The sequence below is a fragment of the uncultured Bradyrhizobium sp. genome, from assembly GCF_947648125.1.
GTDB lineage: Bacteria > Pseudomonadota > Alphaproteobacteria > Rhizobiales > Xanthobacteraceae > Bradyrhizobium.
This window is the reverse complement of the sequence record NZ_CANSMR010000011.1, coordinates 217,114-239,465: the sequence shown is the minus strand read 5'-3', so window position 1 is coordinate 239,465 and position 22,352 is coordinate 217,114. Positions and strand designations below refer to the sequence as shown.

The following is a 22,352-nucleotide window of genomic DNA, read 5'->3' as shown; positions in this document are numbered from 1 at the left end:
GCGAAGCGTGGTGTCCGGCGTAGCCCGAAGGGCGAAGACGGACTGGTTCAATTGGGCTACTTGCTCTATCAATCCCTCCCGCGGCGATACGCTACGTTGCTACGCGTGGCGCAGCCACGAGTTGCCTGAAGGGCGAAGCGTGGTGTCCGGCGTAGCCCGAAGGGCGAAGACGGACTGGTTCAATTGGCCTACTTGCTCTATCAATCCCTCCCGCGGCGATACGCTACGTTGCTGCGCGTGGCGCAGCTACGAGTTGCCCGAAGGGCGAAGCGTGGTGTCCGGCGTAGCCCGAAGAGCGAAGACGGACTGGTCAATCCACCTATCCCGCCCAGCTTCAGTGGATGCGAATGTGGTACGTCTACATTATCCGCAGCATCAACTTCCCTGATCAGGAATACATTGGCGCCACCGAGGATCTGAAGCGACGGATTCCCGAGCACAATGCCGGCAAGTCCGCGCACACCTCAAAATTCAAGCCTTGGCAGCTCGTCTGGTACTGCGCTTTTCCCGACAAGTACAAAGCCCTGGCGTTCGAGAAATACCTCAAGTCCCACAGTGGCCGCGCCTTCGCCAAGAAGCGCCTCTAGCAACCACCGCCCTGCTGCCCCAACATCGCATTCAGCCTCTCGCGCAGCGCGACGACCTCCGCCCCGCATTTTTGATCCAGAACAAAGCTCGAGTGCCCATCGCTTGCTACCTGGTCCGGCGCCAACGGACGCCAAGCCATGCGCAATTCCACCTGGACGGAATTCTTGCGGTGCCCCGGGTGCCAGCGCACGGGCCATGCCCGGCTCTCGGAAATCGCGCCCTTCAGAAACCGGATCGATCTGGTCCCGGAGGGCTTCGAGATTTGTCACGACGAGCGCGGCAGCGATTTCCAGTGCGCAACTTGCCGAGTGCCGGTGCTGCCATAACGGGTGCGCCGCGTTCCACGCCTGCTACTCCCCCAGCACCGCATTCAGTCGGTCGCGCAGTGCGACGATCTCGTCCTTCATCGCTAGCAACTCACCGACCGTGCAGTCGGAGGCTGCGAGGATCGACTGCGGAACGGCTTTGGCCTTTTCACGCAGCGCGTGGCCCTGCGGCGTCAGCGCGATCAGCACGACCCGCTCGTCTTCGGTGCTGCGGGTCCGCCTGATCAGCTCCGCCGCTTCCAGTCGCTTCAGCAGCGGCGTCAGCGTGCCGGAATCCAGGAACAGGCGCTCGCCGAGGTCCTTCACCGGCACGTCGTCGCGTTCCCACAGCGCCAGCATCACGAGATACTGCGGGTAGGTCAGGCCGAGCCGGTCGAGCAGCGGCTTGTAGACGCGGTTGAAGGCATGCGCGGTCGAATAGACCGCAAAGCAGATCTGGTTATCGAGCCGCAGCGCCTGATCCGCCGCCGTCTGTTTCCTGACCATGATTCCCATCGAATCCATCTCGTTTCCGGGTCATTCTGGGCTTTCGGGACCGCGAATTCAATTGCGAACAATTAAATGTGAGGCCGCATATTTTATATTGTGCACAATCTAACTGCGTGCAATACACATCCCCGTCGAATTCAAACCCAAGTCGAAACTACCCAAGTCCAAACCCAAGGGAGACCACGATGTCTGTGAATGTGCTCTACAAGACCAGCGCCAAGGCAACCGGCGGCCGCGACGGCCATGCGGCAACCCTCGACGGCGCGCTCGACGTCAAGCTGACGACCCCGAAGGAGCTCGGTGGCGGCGGTGGCGCCGGCAACAATCCGGAGCAGCTGTTCGCAGCCGGCTATGCCGCCTGCTTCATCGGCGCCATGAAGTTCGTGGCTTCCCAGGGCGGCCCCAAGGTTCCCGCGGACGCCTCGGTGACCTCGACGGTCGGCATCGGCCCGCGTTCGGAAGGCGGCTTCGGCCTCGCCGTCGATCTCGCCGTCTCGCTGCCCGGCCTGTCCCGCGCCGACGCCGAAGCGCTGGTCGAGAAGGCCCACCAGGTGTGCCCGTATTCCAACGCGACCCGCGGCAATGTCGACGTCAAGCTGAGCGTCGTCTAATTCACCGACTGCCAATAGTCCGCCACGTGCCGCGTGGCGGACTATTGCGTTTCAGCGGATCATTGCATTGCGGATGCCAGTTCGCTCTTTTCAGTTCGCGTGGCGAACGCACGCGCCGCCTGCTGCATGGGCCTGCGCCGACGGAAGCATTGCTGCCTCGCCTGAAGACCGTTAGCTCTGGGATTTCTGATCCCAACTGAGCGAAGGTTGTTTCCATGAATACCCCAGCGGCGACGGGCGCGATGACCGGACTGCGTGTGATCGATCTGACGCGCGTGCTCGGCGGCCCGTATTGCACCCAGATCCTGGCCGACCACGGCGCCGACGTCATCAAGGTCGAGCCGCCCGCCGGCGACGAGGTGCGCGACTGGGGCCCTCCCTTCCATGAGGAAGACGCGGCCTATTTCGTCGGCATCAACCGCAACAAGCGCTCGATCGGCCTCGACCTCGCCTCCGAGGGTGGCCGCGCGGTGCTGATGAAGATGCTCGAGACCGCCGACGTGCTGATCGAGAATTTCAAGCCGGGCACGCTCGACAAATGGGGCATCGGCAACGACGTGCTGCGCGCGAAATTTCCGCGCCTCGTGCATTGCCGGATCTCCGGCTTCGGCGCCGATGGCCCGCGCGGCGGCAATCCCGGCTATGACGCGATCATCCAGGCGATGACCGGCATGATCGCGGCGACCGGCTCGCCGGAGAGCGGCCCGATGCGCATCGGCGTGCCGCTGGTCGACATCACCACCGGGCTTTATGCGGCGATCGGCATCCTGATGGCATTGTCGGAGCGGCAGCGCTCGGGGCTCGGCCAGTTCATCGAGACCACGCTATACGAGACCGGGCTTGCGATCATGCATCCGCACACCGCGAACTATTTCATGCATGGCAAGCCGCCACAGCTCACCGGCAACGAGCATCCGAACCTCGTGCCTTACGCGATCTTCCCGACCAAGACCGACAACATCTTCATCGGCGTCGGCAATGACGGCACCTTCCGCAAGCTCGCCAAGGAGATCGGCAAGCCGGAGCTTGGCACCGATCCGAGATTCGCCCGCAACAAGGACCGCATCGCCAACCGCGATGCGCTGCGGGCCGAGCTTGCCGCTGTCTTCAGCCAGCACGAGGCCGAGCCGCTGTGCAACCGGCTGCTCGCCGCCGGCCTGCCGGCGGGCCCGGTGCAGAAGATCGACCAGGCGCTGACCAACCCGCACACGATCCATCGCGGCGACGTTATCGAGAAGGATTGGTACAAGGGCGTCGCCTCGCCGATCCGGCTCGAACGCACCAAGCCGAGTCTGCGCCGCACGCCGCCGAAGTTCAGCCAGCACGCTGCGGAAGTGCTCGGCGAGTTCGGCTACTCCAAGGATGAGATCAACGGCCTGGTCGACAAGGGCGTGGTCTGCGGCCCCCAGCGCAAGCGCTGACGCAACCACCCGTCAGCCCTGCGGTGCAACGTCGCGTCCGGCGTTGCACCGCACGCACATGGGCTGCGATCTCCGCCTTTTTTACCGCTTCCCTTTGTCGCGGCTTCCCCCCTACGATGGCTTTCGTTTATACGGTCATTTGAACGTCATCCGGCGCTGATAACGCGCGCAACGAAAGATGACGTTCCAACCGGGAGGGGCCTTTGATGAATTTTCGACGATTAGGCGCTGCTGCGGCAGCCGCTGCCACGCTTGTATTCGCGTCGCCTGCGTTTGCGGTGACGGAGATTCAGTGGTGGCACGCGATGACCGGCGCCAACAACGACGTCATCGTCAAGCTGGCCAACGACTTCAACGCCTCGCAGTCCGATTACAAGGTGATCCCGACCTACAAGGGCGGCTACGCCGACACCATGAATGCCGGCATCGCCGCATTCCGCGCCGGCAACGCGCCGCACATCATGCAGGTGTTCGAGGTCGGCACCGCGACGATGATGGCCGCCACCGGCGCCGTCAAACCGGTCTACAAGCTGATGGCCGACGCCGGCGAGAAGTTCGATCCTAGCGTCTATCTGCCCGCGATCACCGGCTACTACTCGACCTCGAAGGGCGAGATGCTGTCGTTCCCGTTCAACTCGTCGTCGACCGTGATGTGGGTCAATCTCGATGCGCTGAAGAAGGCCAACATCGCGGAGATCCCGAAGACCTGGCCGCAAGTGTTCGAGGACGCCAAGAAGCTGAAGGCGGCCGGCTACACCACCTGCGGCTTCTCCGGCTCGTGGGTCACCTGGGTCAATCTCGAGCAGCTCTCGGCCTGGCACAACGTGCCGCTCGCCAGCAAGGCCAACGGGCTCGACGGCTTCGACACCGTGCTCGAATTCAACGGCCCGCTGCAGGTCAAGCATCTCGAGAACCTGGTCGAGCTGCAGAAGGACAAGACCTACGACTACGCCGGCCGCACCAACACCGGCGAGGGCCGCTTCACCGCGGGTGAGTGCCCGATCTACCTGACCTCGTCGGCCTTCTTCGGCAACGTCAAGGCGCAGGCCAAGTTCAACTTCACCGCCGCGCCGATGCCCTATTATCCCGACGTCAAGGGCGCGCCGCAGAACTCGATCATCGGCGGCGCCTCGCTCTGGGTGATGGGCGGCAAGTCGGCCGTCGAATACAAGGGCGTGGCCAAGTTCCTGACCTTCCTCTCGGACACCGACCGCCAGGTCTGGATCCACAAGGCCTCGGGCTATCTGCCGATCACCAAGGCAGCCTACGCCAAGGCCAAGGAAGAGGGCTTCTACAAAGACCAGCCCTATCTGGAGACTCCGCTGCTCGAGCTCACCAACAAGGAGCCGACCGAGAATTCCCGCGGTCTGCGCCTCGGCAACATGGTGCAGCTGCGCGACATGTGGTCGGAAGAGATCGAGCAGGCGTTGGCCGGCAAGAAGACCGCCAAGCAGGCGCTGGACTCAGCCGTCGAGCGCGGCAACCAGATGCTGCGGCAGTTTGAAAAGACCGCCGTCCACTGACATGATGTACTAAAGCGCGATGAAGATCGGTTGAATCGTCACCGCGCTTTAGCTTCTTGTTTGAGCATGATCTGTTCGGAAAACCGCTTCGCACTTTTCCGGATCATGCTTTAGGCACCCGGCAGGCCGCAGCGCGCGGCCTGCCAATTCTTCCGAGATCATGCAAAAGCAATCGATTTTCCAATCAAAGCTGTTGCCTTACGCGCTGGTTGCCCCGCAACTCGCGATCGTCCTGATCTTTTTCTACTGGCCGGCCGCGCAGGCGGTGATCCAATCCTTCCTGCTGCAGGACGCCTTCGGCCTTTCGACCACCTTCGTGTGGTTCGAGAACTATCTCGAATTGTTCAAGGAGCCGGCCTATTTCGCGGCGATCGTCCGAACCTTCGCGTTCTCGTTTGCGATCGCGGTGTCCTCGCTGTCTTTCGCACTGCTGCTCGCTGTCATGGCCGACAAACCGCTGCGCGGCTCGACGCTCTACCGCACACTGCTGATCTGGCCGTACGCCGTCGCCCCGCCGGTGGTCGGCGTGCTCTGGGTGTTCATGCTGCACCCCTCGCTCGGCGTGCTCTCGCGCTATCTGCGCGCCATGGGCGTCGACTGGAATCCGCTGCTCAACGGCGATCAGGCGGCGGCCCTGATCATCCTCGCCGCGGCCTGGAAGCAGATCTCCTACAATTTCCTGTTCTTCCTCGCCGGGCTGCAGAGCATCCCGAAGAGCGTGATCGAGGCCGCCGCGATCGACGGCGCCCGCCCGATGCGGCGGTTCTGGACCGTGATCTTCCCGCTGCTGTCGCCGACCATCTTCTTCCTGCTGGTCATCAACATCGTCTACGCCTTCTTCGACACCTTCGGCATCATCGACACGATGACCCGCGGCGGCCCCGGCAAGGCGACCGAAACGCTGGTCTACAAGGTCTATACGGATGGCCTGCTCGGCGGCAATCTCGGCTCCTCCGCGGCACAGTCGGTCATCCTGATGGTCATCGTCGTCATGCTGACGGGCATCCAGTTCCGCTTCGTCGAACGCAAGGTGACCTACTGATGGTCGAGGAAGAGGGCTTCCAGCGCTATCTGGCCCACATCATCCTGTGGATCGGGATCGCGATCGTCGCCTTCCCGGTCTATCTGGCGATCGTCGCCTCGACCCAGGACAATGCCGTCATCGCCAATGGCCAGATGTCGCTGTTGCCCGGCGGCCATTTTTTCGAGACCTACTACCAGACGTTGTTTGTCGGCACGAGCGGCTCGACCCGCGAGCCGGTGCTCAACATGATGCTGAACTCGCTGATCATGGCGCTGCTGATCGCGGTCGGCAAAATCGCGATCTCGATCATCTCGGCATATGCGATCGTCTATTTCCGCTTTCCGTTCCGGATGGCGATCTTCTGGATCATCTTCATCACATTGATGCTACCGGTCGAGGTGCGCATCTATCCGACCTACAAGATCGTCGCCGATCTGCATCTGCTCGACAGCTATGCCGGCCTGTCGCTGCCGCTGATCGCCTCGGCCACCGCGACGCTGCTGTTCCGGCAGTTCTTCATGACCGTGCCGGATGAATTGCTGGAAGCCTCGCGCATCGACGGCGCGGGCCCGTTCCGCTTCTTCTGGGATACGCTGCTGCCGCTGTCGCGCACCAACATGGCCGCGCTGTTCGTGATCCTGTTCATCCTCGGCTGGAATCAATATCTCTGGCCGCTTTTGATCACCACGCGCGACGACATGCAGACCATCCAGGTCGGCATCCGCAAGATGATCACCACGACCGATGCGCTGACCGAATGGCCTGTGGTGATGGCGACTGCGCTGCTCGCGATGCTGCCGCCGGTGTTCGTCGTCGTCGTGATGCAGAAACTGTTCGTGCGCGGATTGGTGGAGACGGAAAAGTAATGGCCAACGTCACGCTGCGCAGCGTCCGCAAGACCTATCCCGGCGGCTTCGAGGCCATCAAGGGCGTCGATGTCGACGTCGGCGACGGCCAGTTCTGCGTGCTGGTCGGGCCAAGTGGCTGCGGCAAGTCCACGCTGCTGCGCATGGTCGCTGGCCTCGAGACCATCACCGGCGGCGAGATCGACATCGGCGGCCGCGTCGTCAACCAGATCGAGCCCGCCGATCGCGACATCGCGATGGTGTTCCAGAACTACGCGCTCTATCCGCATATGAGCGTCTACAACAACATGGCCTATGGCCTGCGCAACCGCGGCATGGCCGAAGCCGAGATCAAGACCCGCGTCGAGGAAGCCGCGCGCGTCCTCGAGCTCTCGCCGATGCTGGAGCGCAAGCCGCGGCAGCTCTCCGGCGGCCAGCGCCAGCGCGTCGCGATGGGCCGCGCCATCGTGCGCCAGCCGAAAGTCTTCCTGTTCGACGAGCCGCTGTCGAACCTCGACGCCAAGCTGCGCATCGCGATGCGGGTCGAGATCCGCAAGCTGCAGCGCCGGCTCAACACCACCTCGATCTACGTCACCCACGACCAGCTCGAGGCGATGACGCTCGCCGACATCCTCGTGGTGATGAATGGCGGCCAGGTCGAGCAGATCGGCAATCCGCTGGATATCTACCAGAAGCCGGCGACCACCTTCGTCGCCTCCTTCATCGGCGCGCCCCCGATGAACCTGATGCCGCTGCGTTCGGACGAGCTGACGTCCCAGATCGCGGGCGCCGATGGCGCCGGCATCGTCGGCATCCGGCCGGAGGATTTCGTGATCACCGGCGAGACCGCATCCGGCGGCGTCGCGCTCGGCCTGACGGTCGAGGCGATCGAGCATGTCGGCGCCGAGACCTTCGTCTATGGCAGCCGCCAGCGCGAGGAACGGGCCATCGCCGCCAATCCTGGCGAGCTGCCGCCCGGCGAAGTGATCGTCCGGGTTCCCGGCGCCACCGGGCCTGCGATCGGCGAGCAGATCCGGGCGGTCGCGCCGCGCGACAAACTGCATCTTTTTACCGCTGACGGCCGCAAGCGCGTCGGCCCGTAACCGATCAGGAGCGATCGGGGGCCATGCTGGCGCGTTTTCGAGCGAAGTGGACACCGGTTCGCGTGAAGAAAACGCGGCTAAGACAAAAAAGGCTGGAGCATACCGGTTCTGATTTAATCAGAGCCGGTATGCTCCAGGCGGCATTTACGCTGGTTTCAGAGGCGCTTGAACGCTATCCAGATCACTCCCATATTGGCTTATGACCGACGGGCAAGCGGCCCGCCGGTTGCATGGGGTGCCGCAAGGGCCCCTCAAAGTCGCTTCGAGAGGACTTTGTAATGTCTCGTGTTCCATCGTTGTCCAGTCCGTTCCTTCTGGGATTCGACGAGATCGAGCGTGCGCTCGACCGCGTCGTGAAGGGCGCTGACGGCTATCCTCCGTACAATATCGAGCGGTGCGACCGTACCAACGGGCAGCCCGAGCGGCTCCGCATCACGTTGGCGGTGGCGGGCTTCACCCGCGACCAACTCGATGTAACTATTGAGGAAAATCAGCTCGTCATCCGCGGCCGCCAGCAGGACGACAAGGCTCGGCAATACATCCATCGCGGTATTGCCGCGCGCCACTTCCAGCGCACCTTCGTGCTGGCGGAGGGGATGCAGGTGCTGGGCGCGGATCTGAAGAACGGGTTGTTGTCGATCGACCTGGCCAGGCCGGAACCTGAACGGGTCGTTAAGACAATCGCTATCAATGAACACGAATAATAGAAACAACGAGCGGACTCGACCGCTTATCTGACTGAGGAGTCGAGACCATGAGTGAAGCGAGTATCATCTTCCAATCCGACAGCGTCACGCCGGAAGCGCTGGCCCATCTGGGCGAGGGCCATATCGCCTATGTAAAGCAGGTCCGTTCCGAGGACGTGCCGGATCTTTTTCCGCAGGCGCCGAAGATCGCGCCGGGCCTCAAGCTGTTCGCACTGCATGCCGCCGACGGCACGCCGATCATGCTGACCGACAGCCGCGAAGCCGCGATCGCGAACGCCTGGAGCAACGAGCTGCAAGCCGTCAGCGTCCACTAGCGCACGGCTAATTCAGCATCCGCGAGTTCAATGCGCGGGCCTGCCTCGACACCGATCGAGGCGGCCCGCGCATTTTTTTGCGGACGTCGTTTGGATCACTCCATCAGGGCCTGTCGTGCTCCTCGGAAATGTCCTTGTTGGTGTAGTCGGGCATCAAGGCGGTCGCGACAATGCTGACCACCGCACAGAACAGGATATAGAGCGCGATCACGTAGCCGGAGCCGGTCGCGGCCAGCAGCGCGGTGGCGATCAACGGTGCCGGCCCGCCTGATATGACCGAGGAGAGCTGGTAGCCGATCGAGGAGCCGCTGTAGCGCAGCCGCGGCGTGAAGCATTCGGCGATCAGCGCCGCTTGCGGCCCATACATCAGGTCGTGCGGCACGAATGACAGCACGATGGCGATGAAGATCAGCGCCGGCGCCGCCGTGTTCAGCAGGCCGAAATAGGCGAAGCCGAACAGCCCGGTCAGGACCGAGCCGATCAGATACATCCGCTTGCGCCCGATGCGATCCGACAGGTGCCCGGCCAGCGGGATGGTAACGAGCGAGACGAGACCGGCACAGATCAGGCAGATCAGCAGGAAGTCGCGGTCCTGATGGATGACCTGGGTGCCGTAGGCGAACACGAACGCGAGATAGATGTAGGCTGGCGCCTGTTCGGCCATCCGCGCCAACGCGGCGAGGATGATCGACCGCGGCTGGCGCTTGATCACCTCGATCACCGGGACTCGCGCGACGCGATTCTCGGCCACGATCCGCCGGAACGTCGGCGTCTCCATGATGCCGAGCCGGATGTAGAGCCCGATCGCGATCATCACGAGGCTGAGCAGGAACGGGATGCGCCAGCCCCAGACCAGGAACTGGTCGCCGGAGATGCGGCTGAACACCAGCACCGCGATGTTTGCCAGCAGCAACCCGGCGGGACCGCCGAGCTGCGGCCACGAGGTGATGAAGCCGCGATGCTGGTTGGTTCGCGCCCACTCCATCGAGAGCAGCACCGAGCCGCCCCACTCGCCGCCGACGCCGACGCCCTGGAGGAAGCGGATGACGGTCAGGATGACGGCTCCCCAGATGCCGATTTGGTCATAGGTGGGGACGACGCCGACCGCCGCGGTGGCAATTCCGGTCAACAGCAACGTGGCGATCAGCGTCGCCTTGCGGCCGATGCGATCACCAAAGTGGCCGAAGATCGCGGCGCCGATCGGCCGCGCGATGAAGCCCACCGTGTAGATGGCGAACGCCTCCAGCACGCCAACCAGGGGATCGGACTTGGGAAAGAACAGCTTGCCGAAGACCAGGCCGGTCACCGTGCTGTAGAGCAGGAAGTCGTACCATTCGATGGTGGTGCCTACCGTGCTGGCAATCAATGCGCGCCGCAATTGCGCCTGATGCTCGGCTTCCGGGAGCGGGGCGACTGCAATGTCCAATGTCGTCATCGTACATCTCCCTGGCCCGACATGTTCGGGCCATCTGGAATGCGTTTCATCCCTCGTCCACGCAGCGGACGGAGGTATCGATGCCCGGTTATTTGTTTGGTTGGGGCAGGGCCGCAAATGCGCGGGGCGTGCCCATGCAGGCCTTGGGGAAGCCGGTCCCGGATCGCGCGCGGCCTAACCGATCGCCATCGCGGGAGTACGACATCCCTTCGTGACACGGTCTTGCCTGACGAAATCTAGTCCCTCGGCCGGTTCGGTAAATTCGACCTTGGTCTGTGCCACTGCCGTCGAACTTCTCGTCGGCGACTGCTGCAGCGCGGTGGCGGTCCGCGCCTTTATGGCGATGCGGTCGACGTGGCGAGCATCGGGCCCATGCAGTGCTGCACTTCGCCGGGCACATTGTAGGTGCGCATGATCGCGCGGCTGTCGCGCATACCGCAAGCTTCCCGCTGCACCACAAACATCCAGAGCGCGTGGCCGGCTTCCCGCACCAGGATGCGCCGCGCCTGTTGTGCGGATGCCGGTGCTTCGGCGCGTGGATGGGCAGCATCGAACTCGCGCAGCTTGGCGAGAGCCCGCTCCAGCGCGCGACCCATGCGTCCCAGCGCGGAGGCCTTCTCCTCGGCGAGCTCGTAAGCGAGAACGTCGATGGGAGCGCGATGGAAGCGGAAATCGAGGGACATCGGTTATCCCCAAGGGTCGGATGCAGAACGATGACCCCCGGATTTTTCTGGCGCCACGGCCGGTTGTCAATACACGTTCAGGCCCGCCGCGCGCGGCATCCGGTTTCAGTCCCTTGCTGAAACTGAGTTCTCCGCGCTGATGGCGCGGTCAAGGGCTTCGATCAACGCTTGAACCTCGACGAACTTGCTGCGCGCCCGCTCCGCCTTGTCACGATCGAACGGAGCGGCCAACACTTTCGCATGTGTGTCCCTGTCCTCGATCATGCGATCACGGGCCTTCTTCAGCGTTTCAAGCCGTTCGCTCATCTGGGTCCTCCCGTACGTAGCCTTCGCAACCGGGCCTTTAGCCGAACACCGCCGGAAGATCGCCTTTCCGGAAGAAGACCACCGGCTCATCGTCATAGTCGCCCATTTCGGGATCGCCGGTGGACGAGAATGCGACGACCGCGAGTGCGCTCAATGCCAGCCTCTCCGCCGTTCGGAGAGCGCCGCTTGCCGATTTGCAGACGATCGGAGGGTCCGGCTTCAGATTTCCACCCTTGCCGGCGTTGAACGCCTGCACGACGTAGGTTATTTCGCTTGCCATCAAGGCTCCTTCAGCCGGCCATCGGACGCGGTGACGCCAAGGACGAAGCGGTGCGCTCCTCGCCGGCCACTCGCGCATCCCGTCGCAAATCTCAACAACCGCGACAGATGTTTTTCAGCTTCGCCGCAACGCGGGCATCTTCCGCGATCAACGGGTCCTTGTATTCGGATCGCGGCACGTTGCTATCGATGGCCGGAGGCTTCTTGACCATCGGAGGGAACGCGGCATCGTAGCAGGCGAGACGACCGACCGTGCCTTCGATCTTGTGGCAGGCCGGTTCTGCGGCGAGCGCGCCTTGTGCAATCAGGCCGGCCGCAACCGCGGCGAATAGAAGCGTTTTCATACAGGTGCCTTTCCGGGCGATCATCACACTGAGCATTTCATGATTTTGGTTGTGCGCCGACTGCGCGCTTGCGCGTTGCCGGTCGCATCAAGCGGCGGCCTGGCGTGGCCAAACGCCGGCACTGCCGAATTCATCGTTGCGCGCCCTATCCATGCAGGAGGGCGGCAGCGGCCACCAGGAGCAGAAGAAACAGGGGAACGATCACCGGCGGCACGATCCAATCGGCCAGACGAAATCCAGACACGTATGCTCCTCATCTGTTGGCGGGAGCCCTACGTTACCCTCAGTCACCGGTGGATGCCGTGGATGGGCGGTGATGACGCGACTCTACGCTCAAGGCCGGCGAATAGCGAGCGTTTAAAACCCGGTGCGGCAACAGCGTCAGGTCGACAGCGTCACTATCAAGCGCCGCCCTAGCTGCCTGAACGCTCCGCCAAACGCGCGCGGATGTCCGGCTTCAGCACCTTGCCGACCTTGGACCGCGGAAGATCGTTCCAGACCTCGATCTGCTTCGGCGTCTTGATGCTGCCGACCTGCTGCTTGACGAACGCAGCCAGCGCCGTCGCATCGACGGTGTGGCCGGCGCGCGGCTGCACCACGGCGACGATGCGCTCGCCCCATTTGTCGTCAGGGAGCCCGATGACAGCACAATCCTGCACCGCCTCGTGCGCACGCAAGGCATTCTCGACCTCGATCGAATAGACGTTGAAGCCGCCGGTGATGATCATGTCCTTGGCGCGGTCGACGATGTAGAGATAGCCGTCGCCACCGATGTATCCGATATCGCCGGTGTGGTGCCAGCCATGCGCCGAGGCTTCGCGCGTGGCCTCCGGGTTCTTGTAGTAGCCTTCCATGACAAGCGAACCGCGCACCACGATCTCACCCCGCGATCCCGCCGGCAACAGCTTGCCGTCGCCATCCATGATGCCGGCCTGCACCAGCGGGCCGATCCGCCCCGCGGAGGCAAGGCGCTCCATCGCAATGCTGCCGTCCGGATTGTAATGATCGGCGGGCGCCATCATCGAGATCATCATCGGCGCCTCGGTCTGGCCGAACAGCTGCGCCATCGGCCCGATCCGCTTCAGGGCCTCGGCGAGCCGCGTTGCCGAAATCGGTGCCGCGCCATACCAGAAGCATTGCAGCGAGGTGAGATCGGCTGCATCGAGCCTGGGATGATCGAGCAGCATGTAGATCACGGTCGGCGGCAGGAACGTGTGCGTGACGCGATAGCGCTCGATCAGCGCTAGGAACTCGCCGATGTCAGGGTGGTGCATGATCACGACACGGCCGCCCAGCGTCATGATCGGGAAACAAAGCACGCCGGCGGCATGCGTCAGGGGCGCCAGCGCGAGATAGATCGGACGGCCCTTGAACGGGTAGCCCATCAGGGTCAGCGCCGTCATCGCCTCGATGTTGCGGCCGGAGAGCATCACGCCCTTCGGCTTGCCGGTGGTGCCGCCGGTGCCCGGGATCATCGCGAGATCGTCGATCGTGTCGCGCTGATAGACATCATCGGCGAGATCGCTGAGCCAGCGGTCGAACGACGGCGCAAACGGCAGCTCGGTATCGAGGCAGACCAGCGCGCGCAGCTTGGGCAGATCCTGCCTCACGGCCTCGACCATCGGCGCGAAGCTCGAATGAAATAGCAGCAGGCTGCAATCGAACTGATCGAGAATGAACTTGTTCTCGGTCGCCTCGTTGCGCGGATTGATCGGACACCACACGGCGGCCGCACGCGAGATGCCGAACACGCAGGCGAACGCGAGCGGATCGTTGCTGGACAGGATCGCGACCTTCTCGCCGGGAGCGATGCCCGATCGCTCGAGCCCGCGCCCGATCCGGTAGCTCAGCCGCTGCACCTCGCCATAGCTGAGGTCGCGGCCGTCCATGGTGAGACACGGCGCATCGGCGCCGAGCGAGGCACCCTTGTCGAGATAATCGATGAAGCGCATGGCAGGTCTCGCGCAAGAGGCGGGTGACGCGCTACTGCGTCACCCGCGGAGGCGGCGTTTTCGAGCAATTGGATACCGGTCCGCTTGACGAAAACGCTTCAGGGGACGGAGTGTTGAGCCCCGATCCAATCGGGGCTCAAGCTCAATCATGCACGGTCAGCACCGGCTTGCCGACCAGGCCGAAGCTGCGCAATTGCCCGAGCAGCTCGTGATGGCCGAACGCCTGGCAGCCGGAGGCGAAGCCCACGCGCTTGGGCGGCTGCTGCAGCAGGTACGCCGCGGCAAAGGCCTGTAGCATACCGGTCTGCTTGTAGTTGCTGTTGCCGTAGATCACGCAATGCGCGCGCCCCAGTGGGCCGGAGGCGTACACCGAATCCATCGACTTGTTGACGCGCGGGTTCTCGCGCGGCGGCATGGTGTTCATCACGCCGGCCGCGGTCTGCGCCAGCGCGGCGTAGCGCTCGTCGGGCTTCATGTCCTTGGTCGCCTCCAGCGCGGCGGCGACGATCTGCGGCACGCCCAGCATCAGCGCGCGGTTGAACACGCCGCCCAGCACCTTCACATTGGCCACGCGCGGATCGCGCTTGAACCACACCGGGTGCGAGGTGCCGCCCCAGGGCAGCGCCAGCGCCAGCTCGTGCTGGCCGGGGATGGCGAGGTTGGTGAGGCCGGCATCGGGCTGATGCTCGACGTACTTGTTCTGCTCCAGATAGTAGGCCTTGGCCATCGCAGCGTTGACCAGGATGGTCTGCGTCGAGGCGATCGTTGGGCTGCCGCCCCAGAACACGGCGATATCAAGCGTGTCGAGGCCGGGCGTCTCCAGGCACAGCTGCGCGGCGATCTCGCCGGTGGTGTACATCTGCGCGATGCCCGGCGCGAGCAGCAGGCCGGCATTGGCGAACTTCGCGCCAAACTCCTGTTCGAGCATGATCAGCCAGTCCTGCTCGCCCGTGGTGTCGGTGTAGTGGCACTTGGCAGCCAGGCAGGCCTGCACCACCTCGCCACCGAACTTGGCGAACGGGCCCACGGTGTTGAGCACCACCGAGGCGCCCTTGAACAACTCGGTCAGCGCGGCCACGGTGTGCGGCACTGAAACCACCTCGTAGTCGGCAGTCTCGATGCCGGCCACGTTCGACTTCATCGCGGCATTGAGCTTCTCGCCGCTGCGGCCGGCGGCGATGAAGGGGATGTTGTACTCGCGCAGATATTCGCAGACCAGCCGGCCGGTGTAGCCGGACGCGCCATAGACGATGACGGGCTTCTTCTCGCTCATTGCGATCCTCCGAAATGCTTGTTGTCGGCTTTGTTGCTACATGCCCATGCCGCCATCGACCGGCAGACCGATGCCGGTGATGAAGCGGGCCTCGTTCGAGCACAGGAACACCGCGGCGTCGGCGATGTCGGAGACCTCGGCGAGCTTGCCGAGCGGCGTCTGCTCCACCACCGAGCCGACGGCGGCATTGACGTCGGGCGCGAGGCCGATCTTCACGATGTCATTGGCGAGCTGCAGACCCATGTCGGTCGGGATCAGGCCGGGATAGATGCAGTTCACCCGCACCCCATAGCCGAGCTTGCCGGCTTCCATCGCGCCGACCCGCGTCATGCGATCGACCGCGGATTTGGTGCCGGAGTAGACGGCGATGCTCGGGAAGGCGATCGTCGCCGCGACCGAAGCGATGTTGACGACCGCGCCGCCCTTGCCCGCGGCTCCGCCCGGCCGCATCGCGCGGAAGGCGTGCTTCATGCCGAGCACGGTGCCGACGATGTTGACCTCGCACATGCGGCGCGCGTCCTCGGCCTTGATGTCGGCGACCAGCGAGGTGATCTCGATACCGGCATTGTTGATCAGGATGTCGTAGCCGCCGAGGGTTTCGACCGTCGCGGCGGCGGCCCGTTCCCATTGCGCATCGTCGGTGACGTCGAGCTTGACGAAGCCGGTTTTGACACCGGCCTTGGCGATCTCCGCGGCGCTGGCCTTGCCGGCATCGTCGAGGATGTCGCCGATCATGACCGCGGCGCCGGACCGCGCCAGCGCCTGCGCGATGGCTGCGCCAATTCCCCGGGCGCCGCCGGTGACCAGGGCTTTCCTGCCTTCAAGGCTCTTCGCACTCATGACGTAGTCCTCCCTTTGCTTGGTGATTTTGATCGGTGCCGCCGCCGGCGGCAGCACGGGCCGGCGGTCTACAGATTCTCAGCGCATTGGTGGTGGCGGCCGGCGTCGGCGGGGCGCAGCGTTGGCGCGCCCGGCAGTGCATTTCCTCCTTGATGTCGTTAGGTCAGCCGTCTTGACGGTTGTCCAAATTATTGGGCCAACCCTCGTCCAGGAACTTGACACTTGTCAAGCCTGAATTTGACAAGTGTCAAAGAGGATGATTGTGAAGAGATGGAGCGCGCCGCGGTCGCCGCGGTATAAGTTGCTGCAGGGAAGAAACAGGAAAGGCACGAGATGGCGCGGCAAGCGACAGGAGCGGCCCAACGCGTGGCGGTGGCAGCCGAGACGCTGCGCGACGAGAAGTTCAACGCACGCCGCGTCGAGCTTGCGGAAGCCGCGCTGGAGACGCTCGGCGAGCTCGGCTTCGCGCGCACCAGCCTGCGCGAGATCGCGCAGAACTCCGCCTTCACGCACGGCGTGTTTCACTACTACTTCAGCGACAAGCTCGATCTGATCTGCTGCTGCGTCCGTCACTACAAGGCGAAATGCGTGACGCGCTACGACGAGGTGGTGACGACGGCACAAAGCCGCGACGAATTGACCGAAGGCTTCCTCGCCAAGCTCGCGGCGACGTTGCAGGACGAAGCGCGCATGCACCGGCTCTGGTACGATCTGCGCTCGCAGGCGATGTTCGAGCCGGCGTTTCGCAAGGACGTGCTCGAGATCGACAAGAGCCTGGAAGCGATGATCTGGCGTATCGCCACGCGCTACGCGGAGTTGGGCAACAGGAAGCCGGCATCGTCTCCGGCGGCGCTCTACGCGCTGTTCGACGGCCTGTTCCAGAGCGCGCTGCTCAGACACCTCGCCAGCGACGAGAAGGCCATCCCCGACCTGCTCGACGAAGTCCGCCGCCTGCTGCCGACGATCTGCTGATAGATTTACGAACGCTTCGTAGCCCGACGATTGCGCATCGGCATGCGTCAATGCGTGACGTATTGACTACGCACTGATGTCAATCGCGCGAACGAATTCGCGAATGCGGTTGATTACGCCGCGCTCGCCGGCGGCAGCGCGAGCACCGAGTAGATCGCCTGCGCGTCGCGCGAGGCACGCAGCTTCTTGGCGACGTCCTGGTCGCGCAGCAGGCGGGCGATGCGCGCCAGCGCCTTGAGGTGATCGGCACCGGCGCCTTCCGGCGCGAGCAGCAGGAAGATCAGATCGACCGGCTGGCCATCCATCGCCTCGAAATCGATCGGGCGCTCGAGGCGAGCGAAGAAGCCGAACAGCTTCTCCAGCTTGGGCAGCTTGCCGTGCGGAATGGCAACACCATAGCCGACCGCCGTGGTGCCGAGTTTCTCGCGCTGCAGCAGCACCTCGAAAATGGCGCGTTCGTTCTGCCCGGTCAAAGCGGAAGCACGCGCGGCGAGTTCCTGCAGCGCCTGCTTCTTGCTGATGACTTTCAAAGCCGGGAGAATCGCCTCGGGTGCGACCAGATCGGTAATCGGCATTGGGACGTTCCGAGGTGAATGACCGTCAGGTTGCGAAATAGGCTTTACAGCGGCGGCGTCAAGAAGTTGAGGTGGGATGCGGGCTTAGCCCGGGTCCAGCTGGCAGGGCTTCTACTCCAACGTATCGGCGGTGCCAACACCTGCGAACCCTGTTCCGCCCCCTTATTGCCGGAGGCGGCGGACCATAAGCAGGGCTGGCTTCGGACGTCAATGCCATCTGCCATATATCCTCAAGGGCTCACCGCCGGCGGATCGACCCAGCCGACATTGCCGTCCGTACGGCGGTATATGATGTTCAACCGGCCACTGCCGCCATGCTGGAATACCAGGCAGGAGGCGCCGGTCAGATCGAGCTCCATGACGGCTTCGCTGACCGACAGCCGCTTCAGCGCAGTGGTTGCCTCGGCAATGATCACCGGGCTGTACTCGGTGACCTCGTCCTCGTTCTCGGGCGCCTCGATGATGTAGCTCGGCGCGTCGAGCCCGACGCCGTTCAATTCGGCAAGCGCAGCGTTCGCGGCATAGGTCTTGCGGGCCGAGCGGTCCTTGAGCCGGCTCTTATAGCGGCGCAGGCGCTTCTCGATCATCAGCAGCGCGGCGTCCGCGCTGGCATAGGCGTCGGCGGCGTTGGATTCGGCTTCCAGCGTGATGCCGGAATCCAGATGCAGCGAGCAGTCGGTGCGGAAGCCGAAGCCATCCTTGCTCAGCGTGATGTGACCGGAATAGTTGCCATCAAAATACTTTCGCAGGACCTCGTCGGTGCGCTCGCTGACGCGCGCACGAAGCGCCTCGCCGATGCTGATGCTCTTTCCCGAGATTCGAAGGGTCATTTGATGCCTCAATTGCTGGATGCCTCGATCACTCTTGCAGGAGCATGATGTTTGCTGGGCTTCCGGTCACCTCCCTTGCTGGACGACGCTTCGCCAGGAAAGATTGAGACTATCGCGATTTGACGCGAACGCAACGAGCGCATGATCCTGCCCGTGCTCGGACGGGGTCATGCTCTAGAAGTAACCTAAACGGGGGCTGTATCGCGCGAGCGGTCGGGCGAGGAGGCAGGAGCCGAAAGGGCATTACCGAGCATGCTCTGTTTGTCACGGCGGCGCTGCACCGAGGATGGTATCCGCATCGCCTCGCGGTACTTCGCGACGGTGCGGCGGGCAATATCAATGCCCGAAGCGCGCAAACGTTCCACGATCGTGTCGTCGGACAGGATCGCCGACGGCGCCTCGCCGTCGATCAATTGCTTGATGTGGTGACGCACCGCTTCGGCCGAGTGCGCCTCGCCGCCGTCGGCGGACGCGATCGACGCGGTGAAAAAATACTTCAATTCAAAACTGCCGCGATTGGTCGCCATGTATTTGTTGGCGGTGACGCGCGACACCGTCGATTCATGCATCTGGATCGCATCCGCCACCGCCTTCAGATTGAGCGGCCGGAGGTGCGCGACGCCATAGGTGAAGAATCCGTCCTGCTGGCGGACGATTTCGGTTGCGACCTTCAGGATGGTGCGGGCGCGCTGATCGAGCGCGCGCACCAGCCAGGTCGCGTTCTGCAGGCAGTCGGTGAAGTACGACTTGTCACCATCCTTGCGGATCGTCTTCGACAGTTCAGAGTAATAGGTCTGGTTGACCAGGACGCGCGGCAGAGTGTCGCTGTTGAGCTCGACATGCCAGCCGCCGTCGGGGCCCGGACGCACATAGACGTCGGGCACCATGGTCTGCGTCCGCGCGGTGCCGAACTTCAGCCCGGGTTTGGGATCGAGCCGGCGGATCTCCGCGATCATGTCGGTGATGTCTTCGTCGTCGACGCCGCACAGCTTTCGCAACGCCGCGATGTCGCGCTTGGCGAGCAGATCGAGATGCTCGACCAGCGCCTGCATCGCCGGATCGTAGCGATCGAGCTCGCGGAGCTGAATCGCCAGGCACTCGCTCAGGTTTCGCGCGCACACGCCCGGCGGATCGAACTTCTGCAGCACCGCGACGACCTCGTCGACCGCTTGCTGCGACGCTCCGAGGCGCTCGGCGGCCTGGCCGAGATCGGCCGGCAGGTAGCCGGCGTCGTCGACCAGGTCGATCAGATACTGCCCGATCATGCGCTGCGCCGGCGCCGAGAACGCCACCGCGAGCTGTTCGGCGAGGTGGTCGGAAAGTGTCAGCTCGGCGGCCACGAAGGCTTCGAGATTGTATTCGTCGTCGCTGGAGGCGCCACCACCCCATTCGGTATAGACCGACGGTGGCGCATCCTGCGCGGCGCGCGCGGCGGCTTCGGCGGGCTCCTCGGAGAACACGTTGTCGAGCCCGGTATCAAGCGTCTGCTCGATCTCGGCGCGGGTGCCGAGGTCGCGGTTCAGCCATTCCTCCTGGCCGGGCTCAAAGGCGGCCTCGCCGCCCGAGCCTGCGGCCATGTCGGACGCGTCGCCGTCGTCTCCATAGCTTGAGGAACCGTCGGAATCGCCGTAGTCCGGCCGCTCCATGGCCGGCTCGCCCGCCACCGGCGGTTCCGGCCCGTCGGCCGCCCGATCGAGCAGCGGATTGCGCTCCAGCTCTTCCTCGACAAAGGCCGACAGATCCAGGTTCGACAGTTGCAGCAGCTTGATCGCCTGCATCAGCTGCGGCGTCATCACCAGCGACTGCGACTGGCGGAACTCTAGTCTTTGCGTCAGCGCCATGGAGGCAAGAACGATCCCAAAAATTGGCTCGATTCTTGCTTATCTTAGTCCGCTTGGGATGTACACGGCTTGACGGATGCAAAATTTGGGCTAGAGGCGGAATTCCTCGCCAAGGTAAAGCCGGCGTACATCGGGATCGTTAACGATCTCCTCCGGGCTGCCCTCAGTCAAGATCTCGCCGGCATAGACGATATAGGCACGGTCGGTCAGGCCGAGCGTCTCGCGAACATTGTGGTCGGTGATGAGCACGCCGATGCCGCGGTTGGTGAGATGACGGACGAGGTCCTGGATGTCGCCGACCGCGATCGGGTCGATGCCGGCGAACGGCTCGTCGAGCAGCATGTAGTTCGGACGCGTCGCCAGCGCGCGCGCAATCTCGACGCGGCGGCGCTCGCCGCCGGACAGTGCAATCGACGGGCTCTTGCGCAGCCGCGTGATGTTGAACTCGTCGAGCAGCGAATCCAGTTCGCGCTCGCGCCTCTTCTTCGAGGGCTCGACGACCTCGAGCACTGCGCGGATGTTCTGCTCGACCGACAGGCCGCGGAAGATCGAGGCTTCCTGCGGCAGATAGCCGATGCCGAGGCGGGCGCGCTGATACATCGGCAGCTTGGTGACGTCGTGGCCGTCGAGCTCGATGGCGCCGCGATCGGCCTTGATCAGGCCCGTGATCATGTAGAACACGGTGGTCTTGCCGGCCCCGTTGGGTCCGAGCAGGCCGACCGCCTCGCCGCGGCGCACATAGATGCTGACGCCGCGCACGACCTGGCGGCTGCCAAAACTCTTTTCCACGCTATGCACAGCCAGATAGCCCGGCCGCTTGATGAGCTGCGGCGCAGCGGCGTTGTTCCTGGCCGGCCTCGCCCGCGCTGGGGCCGGCGCTGCGACGGGTTGCGATCGCGGCAGCTCGACGGCGGGAACCGGAGCGGCGCGCGCCATCGGCGGCGCGTCGCGCACGGGTGACGTCAGCATCTCGCCGAACTGATCGTCGAGCGCCGTGATGTCGTCATGCGCGCGCGCAAATCCGGAACTGCGTTTCGCAGGGCGCCGCCGGAACATGCCGAGAAAATCCACCATCCCCGCTTCGCTTCAGCCTTTCACGGTGATCCCGCGACCTTGCCTGCGGACCGCTCGATTCGCACGGCAAAGCGCGATCACCCGCGCCTTGAATGAATGGATGCCCCTGTCCCGGCCAACATGACTCCCCCTCAAAGGCACATCGTCCGGCCGGACCGCTGGAGTAGATACAGTCTCGCCCCGCGCGCTTCAACCTCGCGGTCGCAAAATATTATCTAACTCATTGATTCTACTTCGCCTTACATGAAGTTTACTTTGTGGCGCCTATTTCGACTTGCTACCCGGAAGCAGTTGAAGCGGTGACGGGGCTGCAGGGGCCGTGCCGGGGGCGGCCGGCGTGCCGCAGCCGCCCTTGCCGCTCTGTGCGCCCTGCGACTGGATGAACAGGCCCTGCACCTTGCCGCTGTCGGATTCCACCCGCGAGACGCCGGTGGTCATGTCGACCAGCAGACGGTCGCCGCGCAGCACGTTCTGGCACTGGGTCAGCACGACCTGGCCGCCACCGCCGCCGAGCATGGTGATCAGATTGGTCTTGGTGTCGAAGATCGCAGTCTCGCCGGTGACGACCTGATCCTTCTGGGTGACGACGACATTGCCCTTCGCCTCCAGCCGCTTGATCGAGGACGCGCCGCCGGGGCCCGGGGTCGCCGATTGCATCGGCGCGCCCTTCTGAGCGGCGGCAGCCTTGGTGCCGCCCGCGGCCGGCGCGGGCGCTTGTGTCGACTTGTCCTCGTAGAACACGACCAGGACCTTCGAGGTCATGGTCGTGTCGCCCTGCACGACCTTCACATTGCCGGCGAAGGTCGCCTCCTTCTTCTTGTCCCGCATTTCGAGCGAGGCGGCCTCGATCTGGATCGGCTGGTCGCGGTTCTGCGAAAAGCCCTGCATGGCGTTGGGAACGCCGCTCATCGAGCCCTGCGCGGACACGGCGCCGGCTGCGAGCAGCGTGAGCAGAAAGGCCGCAATTGCGATGCCGTGCGGAAAACGTCTCATCATC

General features: G+C 63.9%; 25 protein-coding genes. 11 read left to right on the top strand and 14 right to left on the bottom strand.

What is annotated here, in order from left to right:
* Positions 1 to 347 precede the first annotated feature (347 nt).
* The gene (locus tag Q0030_RS21280; protein ID WP_298371382.1) at positions 348 to 587 is read left to right on the top strand and encodes a GIY-YIG nuclease family protein; all 240 of its coding nucleotides are present in this window, start codon (positions 348 to 350) and stop codon (positions 585 to 587) included.
* Between the two features lie 351 nt (positions 588 to 938).
* On the opposite strand, the gene Q0030_RS21275 is transcribed toward Q0030_RS21280, so the two are convergent.
* Positions 939 to 1,400 (bottom strand): MarR family transcriptional regulator, encoded by a 462-nt coding sequence (locus Q0030_RS21275; RefSeq protein ID WP_298371380.1) that lies wholly within the window; start codon positions 1,398 to 1,400, stop codon positions 939 to 941.
* 188 nt (positions 1,401 to 1,588) lie between these two features.
* Between Q0030_RS21275 and Q0030_RS21270 the strand changes: the two genes are divergently transcribed.
* The 9 genes from Q0030_RS21270 (at position 1,589) to Q0030_RS21230 (ending at position 8,951) form a co-directional block, all read left to right on the top strand.
* Positions 1,589 to 2,014: an organic hydroperoxide resistance protein gene (locus Q0030_RS21270; protein WP_092120797.1), complete on the top strand. Its 426-nt coding sequence runs from the start codon at positions 1,589 to 1,591 to the stop codon at positions 2,012 to 2,014.
* 215 nt (positions 2,015 to 2,229) lie between these two features.
* Positions 2,230 to 3,435 carry a CaiB/BaiF CoA-transferase family protein gene (locus tag Q0030_RS21265; RefSeq protein WP_298371377.1) on the top strand — a complete coding sequence of 402 codons (1,206 nt, stop codon included), beginning with the start codon at positions 2,230 to 2,232 and terminating at the stop codon, positions 3,433 to 3,435.
* 206 nt (positions 3,436 to 3,641) lie between these two features.
* The gene (gene ugpB, locus Q0030_RS21260; protein WP_298371376.1) at positions 3,642 to 4,958 is read left to right on the top strand and encodes a sn-glycerol-3-phosphate ABC transporter substrate-binding protein UgpB; all 1,317 of its coding nucleotides are present in this window, start codon (positions 3,642 to 3,644) and stop codon (positions 4,956 to 4,958) included.
* A 160-nt stretch (positions 4,959 to 5,118) separates the two neighbouring features.
* Positions 5,119 to 6,000, top strand: coding sequence for a sn-glycerol-3-phosphate ABC transporter permease UgpA (gene ugpA / locus Q0030_RS21255; RefSeq protein ID WP_298371374.1), 882 nt, complete (start codon positions 5,119 to 5,121; stop codon positions 5,998 to 6,000).
* Complete coding sequence (gene ugpE / locus Q0030_RS21250; protein ID WP_298371372.1) at positions 6,000 to 6,848, top strand: sn-glycerol-3-phosphate ABC transporter permease UgpE; 849 nt, start codon at positions 6,000 to 6,002, stop codon at positions 6,846 to 6,848. The genes ugpA and ugpE overlap by 1 nt, the downstream gene beginning before the upstream one ends.
* Positions 6,848 to 7,930: a sn-glycerol-3-phosphate import ATP-binding protein UgpC gene (locus tag Q0030_RS21245; RefSeq protein WP_097671328.1), complete on the top strand. Its 1,083-nt coding sequence runs from the start codon at positions 6,848 to 6,850 to the stop codon at positions 7,928 to 7,930. The genes ugpE and Q0030_RS21245 overlap by 1 nt, the downstream gene beginning before the upstream one ends.
* A gap of 23 nt (positions 7,931 to 7,953) precedes the next feature.
* Positions 7,954 to 8,133 (top strand): hypothetical protein, encoded by a 180-nt coding sequence (locus tag Q0030_RS21240; protein ID WP_298371368.1) that lies wholly within the window; start codon positions 7,954 to 7,956, stop codon positions 8,131 to 8,133.
* A gap of 75 nt (positions 8,134 to 8,208) precedes the next feature.
* Positions 8,209 to 8,634 carry an Hsp20 family protein gene (locus tag Q0030_RS21235; RefSeq protein WP_092120814.1) on the top strand — a complete coding sequence of 142 codons (426 nt, stop codon included), beginning with the start codon at positions 8,209 to 8,211 and terminating at the stop codon, positions 8,632 to 8,634.
* 50 nt (positions 8,635 to 8,684) lie between these two features.
* Entirely contained in the window at positions 8,685 to 8,951 is a 267-nt protein-coding gene (locus Q0030_RS21230; protein ID WP_021082591.1) for a DUF1150 domain-containing protein, read from the top strand.
* Positions 8,952 to 9,054: 103 nt separating this feature from the next.
* Here the strand turns inward: Q0030_RS21230 and Q0030_RS21225 are convergent, their stop codons facing one another.
* From Q0030_RS21225 to Q0030_RS21190, 8 genes are all read right to left on the bottom strand, one after another.
* The gene (locus Q0030_RS21225; protein ID WP_298371356.1) at positions 9,055 to 10,386 is read right to left on the bottom strand and encodes an MFS transporter; all 1,332 of its coding nucleotides are present in this window, start codon (positions 10,384 to 10,386) and stop codon (positions 9,055 to 9,057) included.
* Between the two features lie 335 nt (positions 10,387 to 10,721).
* On the bottom strand, positions 10,722 to 11,069 hold the full coding sequence (locus Q0030_RS21220) for a DUF6665 family protein (protein WP_298371353.1): 348 nt from the start codon (positions 11,067 to 11,069) through the stop codon (positions 10,722 to 10,724).
* 105 nt (positions 11,070 to 11,174) lie between these two features.
* The gene (locus Q0030_RS21215) at positions 11,175 to 11,375 is read right to left on the bottom strand and encodes a hypothetical protein (RefSeq protein WP_298371350.1); all 201 of its coding nucleotides are present in this window, start codon (positions 11,373 to 11,375) and stop codon (positions 11,175 to 11,177) included.
* A gap of 37 nt (positions 11,376 to 11,412) precedes the next feature.
* Entirely contained in the window at positions 11,413 to 11,655 is a 243-nt protein-coding gene (locus Q0030_RS21210; RefSeq protein ID WP_298371347.1) for a hypothetical protein, read from the bottom strand.
* A 91-nt stretch (positions 11,656 to 11,746) separates the two neighbouring features.
* The gene (locus Q0030_RS21205; protein WP_298371345.1) at positions 11,747 to 12,034 is read right to left on the bottom strand and encodes a hypothetical protein; all 288 of its coding nucleotides are present in this window, start codon (positions 12,032 to 12,034) and stop codon (positions 11,747 to 11,749) included.
* Positions 12,035 to 12,411: 377 nt separating this feature from the next.
* Positions 12,412 to 13,950: an AMP-binding protein gene (locus Q0030_RS21200; protein ID WP_298371342.1), complete on the bottom strand. Its 1,539-nt coding sequence runs from the start codon at positions 13,948 to 13,950 to the stop codon at positions 12,412 to 12,414.
* Between the two features lie 142 nt (positions 13,951 to 14,092).
* Entirely contained in the window at positions 14,093 to 15,223 is a 1,131-nt protein-coding gene (locus tag Q0030_RS21195; RefSeq protein WP_298371339.1) for a DUF5938 domain-containing protein, read from the bottom strand.
* A gap of 36 nt (positions 15,224 to 15,259) precedes the next feature.
* Positions 15,260 to 16,063 carry an SDR family oxidoreductase gene (locus Q0030_RS21190; protein ID WP_298371336.1) on the bottom strand — a complete coding sequence of 268 codons (804 nt, stop codon included), beginning with the start codon at positions 16,061 to 16,063 and terminating at the stop codon, positions 15,260 to 15,262.
* Between the two features lie 366 nt (positions 16,064 to 16,429).
* Here Q0030_RS21190 and Q0030_RS21185 point away from each other — a divergent pair, with 366 nt between their 5' ends.
* Positions 16,430 to 17,035, top strand: coding sequence for a TetR/AcrR family transcriptional regulator (locus Q0030_RS21185; RefSeq protein WP_298371333.1), 606 nt, complete (start codon positions 16,430 to 16,432; stop codon positions 17,033 to 17,035).
* Between the two features lie 113 nt (positions 17,036 to 17,148).
* Here the strand turns inward: Q0030_RS21185 and ptsN are convergent, their stop codons facing one another.
* The 5 genes from ptsN to Q0030_RS21160 form a co-directional block, all read right to left on the bottom strand.
* A complete protein-coding gene (gene ptsN / locus Q0030_RS21180; protein WP_016843543.1) occupies positions 17,149 to 17,610 on the bottom strand; it encodes a PTS IIA-like nitrogen regulatory protein PtsN in 462 nt (153 codons plus the stop codon).
* Positions 17,611 to 17,840: 230 nt separating this feature from the next.
* A complete protein-coding gene (gene raiA / locus Q0030_RS21175) occupies positions 17,841 to 18,440 on the bottom strand; it encodes a ribosome-associated translation inhibitor RaiA (protein WP_298371330.1) in 600 nt (199 codons plus the stop codon).
* Positions 18,441 to 18,625: 185 nt separating this feature from the next.
* Positions 18,626 to 20,281 carry an RNA polymerase factor sigma-54 gene (gene rpoN / locus Q0030_RS21170; protein ID WP_298371327.1) on the bottom strand — a complete coding sequence of 552 codons (1,656 nt, stop codon included), beginning with the start codon at positions 20,279 to 20,281 and terminating at the stop codon, positions 18,626 to 18,628.
* A 90-nt stretch (positions 20,282 to 20,371) separates the two neighbouring features.
* Positions 20,372 to 21,355 (bottom strand): LPS export ABC transporter ATP-binding protein, encoded by a 984-nt coding sequence (gene lptB, locus Q0030_RS21165; RefSeq protein ID WP_298371324.1) that lies wholly within the window; start codon positions 21,353 to 21,355, stop codon positions 20,372 to 20,374.
* 264 nt (positions 21,356 to 21,619) lie between these two features.
* Positions 21,620 to 22,351, bottom strand: a complete 732-nt coding sequence (locus tag Q0030_RS21160; RefSeq protein WP_298371321.1) for an LptA/OstA family protein — start codon at positions 22,349 to 22,351, stop codon at positions 21,620 to 21,622.
* Between the last annotated feature and the right edge of the window lies 1 nt (position 22,352).

Bases quoted from the DNA above. Each gene is read 5' to 3' on its own strand.
- Q0030_RS21240 (WP_298371368.1), top strand. From the start codon at position 7,954: ATGCTGGCGCGTTTTCGAGCGAAGTGGACACCGGTTCGCGTGAAGAAA.
- raiA (WP_298371330.1), bottom strand. From the start codon at position 18,440: ATGACCCTTCGAATCTCGGGAAAGAGCATCAGCATCGGCGAGGCGCTT.
- Q0030_RS21245 (WP_097671328.1), top strand. From the start codon at position 6,848: ATGGCCAACGTCACGCTGCGCAGCGTCCGCAAGACCTATCCCGGCGGC.
- lptB (WP_298371324.1), bottom strand. From the start codon at position 21,355: ATGGTGGATTTTCTCGGCATGTTCCGGCGGCGCCCTGCGAAACGCAGT.
- ugpE (WP_298371372.1), top strand. From the start codon at position 6,000: ATGGTCGAGGAAGAGGGCTTCCAGCGCTATCTGGCCCACATCATCCTG.
- Q0030_RS21270 (WP_092120797.1), top strand. From the start codon at position 1,589: ATGTCTGTGAATGTGCTCTACAAGACCAGCGCCAAGGCAACCGGCGGC.
- Q0030_RS21275 (WP_298371380.1), bottom strand. From the start codon at position 1,400: ATGGTCAGGAAACAGACGGCGGCGGATCAGGCGCTGCGGCTCGATAAC.
- Q0030_RS21235 (WP_092120814.1), top strand. From the start codon at position 8,209: ATGTCTCGTGTTCCATCGTTGTCCAGTCCGTTCCTTCTGGGATTCGAC.
- rpoN (WP_298371327.1), bottom strand. From the start codon at position 20,281: ATGGCGCTGACGCAAAGACTAGAGTTCCGCCAGTCGCAGTCGCTGGTG.
- ptsN (WP_016843543.1), bottom strand. From the start codon at position 17,610: ATGCCGATTACCGATCTGGTCGCACCCGAGGCGATTCTCCCGGCTTTG.
- Q0030_RS21280 (WP_298371382.1), top strand. From the start codon at position 348: ATGTGGTACGTCTACATTATCCGCAGCATCAACTTCCCTGATCAGGAA.
- ugpB (WP_298371376.1), top strand. From the start codon at position 3,642: ATGAATTTTCGACGATTAGGCGCTGCTGCGGCAGCCGCTGCCACGCTT.
- Q0030_RS21160 (WP_298371321.1), bottom strand. From the start codon at position 22,351: ATGATGAGACGTTTTCCGCACGGCATCGCAATTGCGGCCTTTCTGCTC.
- Q0030_RS21265 (WP_298371377.1), top strand. From the start codon at position 2,230: ATGAATACCCCAGCGGCGACGGGCGCGATGACCGGACTGCGTGTGATC.
- Q0030_RS21215 (WP_298371350.1), bottom strand. From the start codon at position 11,375: ATGAGCGAACGGCTTGAAACGCTGAAGAAGGCCCGTGATCGCATGATC.
- Q0030_RS21200 (WP_298371342.1), bottom strand. From the start codon at position 13,950: ATGCGCTTCATCGATTATCTCGACAAGGGTGCCTCGCTCGGCGCCGAT.
- Q0030_RS21205 (WP_298371345.1), bottom strand. From the start codon at position 12,034: ATGCTCAGTGTGATGATCGCCCGGAAAGGCACCTGTATGAAAACGCTT.
- Q0030_RS21190 (WP_298371336.1), bottom strand. From the start codon at position 16,063: ATGAGTGCGAAGAGCCTTGAAGGCAGGAAAGCCCTGGTCACCGGCGGC.
- Q0030_RS21230 (WP_021082591.1), top strand. From the start codon at position 8,685: ATGAGTGAAGCGAGTATCATCTTCCAATCCGACAGCGTCACGCCGGAA.
- Q0030_RS21220 (WP_298371353.1), bottom strand. From the start codon at position 11,069: ATGTCCCTCGATTTCCGCTTCCATCGCGCTCCCATCGACGTTCTCGCT.
- Q0030_RS21210 (WP_298371347.1), bottom strand. From the start codon at position 11,655: ATGGCAAGCGAAATAACCTACGTCGTGCAGGCGTTCAACGCCGGCAAG.
- ugpA (WP_298371374.1), top strand. From the start codon at position 5,119: ATGCAAAAGCAATCGATTTTCCAATCAAAGCTGTTGCCTTACGCGCTG.
- Q0030_RS21225 (WP_298371356.1), bottom strand. From the start codon at position 10,386: ATGACGACATTGGACATTGCAGTCGCCCCGCTCCCGGAAGCCGAGCAT.
- Q0030_RS21195 (WP_298371339.1), bottom strand. From the start codon at position 15,223: ATGAGCGAGAAGAAGCCCGTCATCGTCTATGGCGCGTCCGGCTACACC.